Annotated in this window: 2 protein-coding genes; both read right to left on the bottom strand. The window is 68.0% G+C overall.

The window, feature by feature from the left end; all coding sequences use genetic code 11:
* The coding region (locus tag Q0672_RS02735) for an SDR family NAD(P)-dependent oxidoreductase (RefSeq protein WP_298619452.1) at window positions 1–1,370 on the bottom strand (1,370 nt) is incomplete at its 3' end.
* Window positions 1,367–2,420, bottom strand: a 1,054-nt coding sequence (locus Q0672_RS02730) for a glycosyltransferase family 4 protein (protein ID WP_298619451.1), incomplete at its 5' end; no start/stop codon positions are given. The genes Q0672_RS02735 and Q0672_RS02730, both read right to left, overlap by 4 nt.

Below are 2,420 nucleotides of genomic sequence, written 5' to 3'. Positions count from 1 at the left end.
GGGATCACGCTGCCGGCGCTGCCCAGCACGTTGCCGAAGCGGACGATCTCGAACTGGGTTTTGCCCTCGGTCGACATGGCCTGGCAGACCTTCTCGGCGAGCCGCTTGGTGGCGCCCATCACGTTGGTCGGATTGACCGCCTTGTCGGTGGACACCAGCACGAAGCGCGACACCCCGCAGGCCACCGCGCTGCGCGCCACCTGCCAGGTGCCCAGCACGTTGTTGCGCACCGCCTGCCAGGCGTTGTCCTCTTCCATCAGCGGCACATGCTTGTAGGCCGCGGCGTGGAAGATCACGTGGGGGTGGAAGCGGGTGATGACCTCATCCACCCGCACCGCGTCCTTCACGTCGCCGGCCAGCGCCACCAGCTGGATGTTCGGGTAATGGACCGCGAACTCCTCGCACAGCCGGTACAGTGCAAACTCGCTGATGTCGAAGCACACCAGGATCGACGGCTCGTAGCGGGCGATCTGGCGGCACAGTTCGGTGCCGATCGAACCGCCGGCGCCGGTCACCATCACCGACTTGCCACGCAGGTATTCGCGCACCTCGGCGGTGTGGATGCGCACCGGATCGCGGCCGAGCAAGTCTTCCACGTCCACGTTGCGCACTTCGCTCACCTTGACGCGGCCGGTCATCACGTCAGCGATGGCCGGCACGATCAACGCCTTCACCCCTGCCCGAACGCAGGCGCTGGCCACCTTGCGGCGCACCTCGTGGCGCTCGTTGGGCATCGCGATGATGGCGTGGCCGACCTTGTATTCCTCCGCAATGCGCTCCAGATCGGCGATCCGGCCGAGCACCTTGCAGCCGTAAACCTCGCGTCCCTGGTTGGCCTTGTTGTCGTCGAGCAGGCCCACTACCCGCCACTCGGCCGAGCGGGAGAGCTCGCGCACCAGGCTCACCGCCGCATCGCCGGTACCCAGCACCACCACCGGCTGACCGAGGGCCCGCAGCCCACCATAAAGCCGGGATTCCTTCCAGGTGCGGTAGAGCACCCGCGAGCCGCCCATGTACATGGCCAGCAGCAGCGGCTGCATCGCAAAGACCAGCCGCGGCACTTCCGGCGCGGAGCGCACCGCGACCACCACCACCAGCGGTGTGAGTAGCGCAGACACCACCACCGCCCGCGCAATGCAGACGAGATCCGGCAGGCTCGCAAAGACCCAGATGCTCCGGTACAGCCCGAAGGCCCGCAGCAGTAGCCCCTGGAGCACCAGCGTGACGGCCAGCCCCTGATAGAGGCCGGCGTTGAACTCCGACGGAATATCGAAGTTGAAGCGGACGAGGTAGGCCAGCCACCAGGCCAGCGCCACGCCGACCACGTCGGACAGATAGACCAGCGAAGGGTGAAAGACTTTCTTGATCAAGGCCTGGGCGCCTCGGCGGCCTCGAACCGGCGCCATGCGCGGTCGATCAGCCAGCCAAGGATCATGTAGACGAATATCCACATTGTAATCATGACGCACTGCAGCGAGAACCCTAGTGGCAAGCCTGCAACAGCCGAGCCCCCCGCCGCGGCCATCAGGGCATAGGCCGCCAGTGCCGTGCCCCGGTGCCCGAAGCCCATCCGCACCAGCCGCTGGTAGTAGTGAGTGCGGTGGGCCTGCCAGATCTTCTCCCCGCGCAAGGCCCGGCGCAGCAGGGTCACCGTCGCATCCGCGATGAAGGGCGAGAACACCAGCAGCGGAAACCACAAGGGCCAGGAGCCGGCTTCATGGCCGGCCAGCCCCAGCGCGCCGGCCATGAAGCCCAGCGGCACCGAACCCGAATCGCCCATGAATATCCTGGCCGGGTGGAAGTTGAAGCACAGGAAGCCCAGCGCCGCGGCGGCGATCCCGGCGCCCAGTGCCGCCAGCCCCGGTTGCCCGGCAGCCAGCGCCGCCCAAGCCAGCGTGCCAAAACCGAACAGCGCCATACCCCCGGCGAGGCCGTCGGAGCCATCCATGAAGTTGTAGAGATTGGCCATCCACACCAGCCCGACGACGCACAGCAAGCCAAAGGCCCAGCCCGCCGCAGGCCTCAAGAGCGCCAGAAACACCGCCGCGACCAGCAATTGCGCCACCAGCCGCCACCGCGCCGACAGGCTGCGTCGATCATCCACCAGCCCAACCGCCGCCAGCGCCAGCCCACCGCCGACGGCTGCCAGCAGCGTCGGCGCAGCGCCCGGCGCAAGCACCAGCCCGGCAGCCAGAACCCCCGCCATCACCCCGACACCGCCAGTGCGCGGCGTGGGTTTGACGTGGAGCGAACGCTCGTTGGGCTGATCGAGAAAATGCAGCCACGACCCCGGCCGGCAGCACAGCCAGGTGACCGCCCAGGCCACCGCAAAGGCGACCGCCGGCACCAGCAGCAGCTCAGGCCCCATCGAGCGTCTCCCGCAGGCCATCGGCCAGATCCACGCTGGCGCGCCAGCCCAG

The sequence above is a fragment of the uncultured Zoogloea sp. genome, from assembly GCF_937894855.1.
Classification (GTDB): domain Bacteria; phylum Pseudomonadota; class Gammaproteobacteria; order Burkholderiales; family Rhodocyclaceae; genus Zoogloea; species Zoogloea oryzae.
Note: the sequence above shows the minus strand (reverse complement) of the source record. Positions and strands in the feature narration are given on the sequence as shown.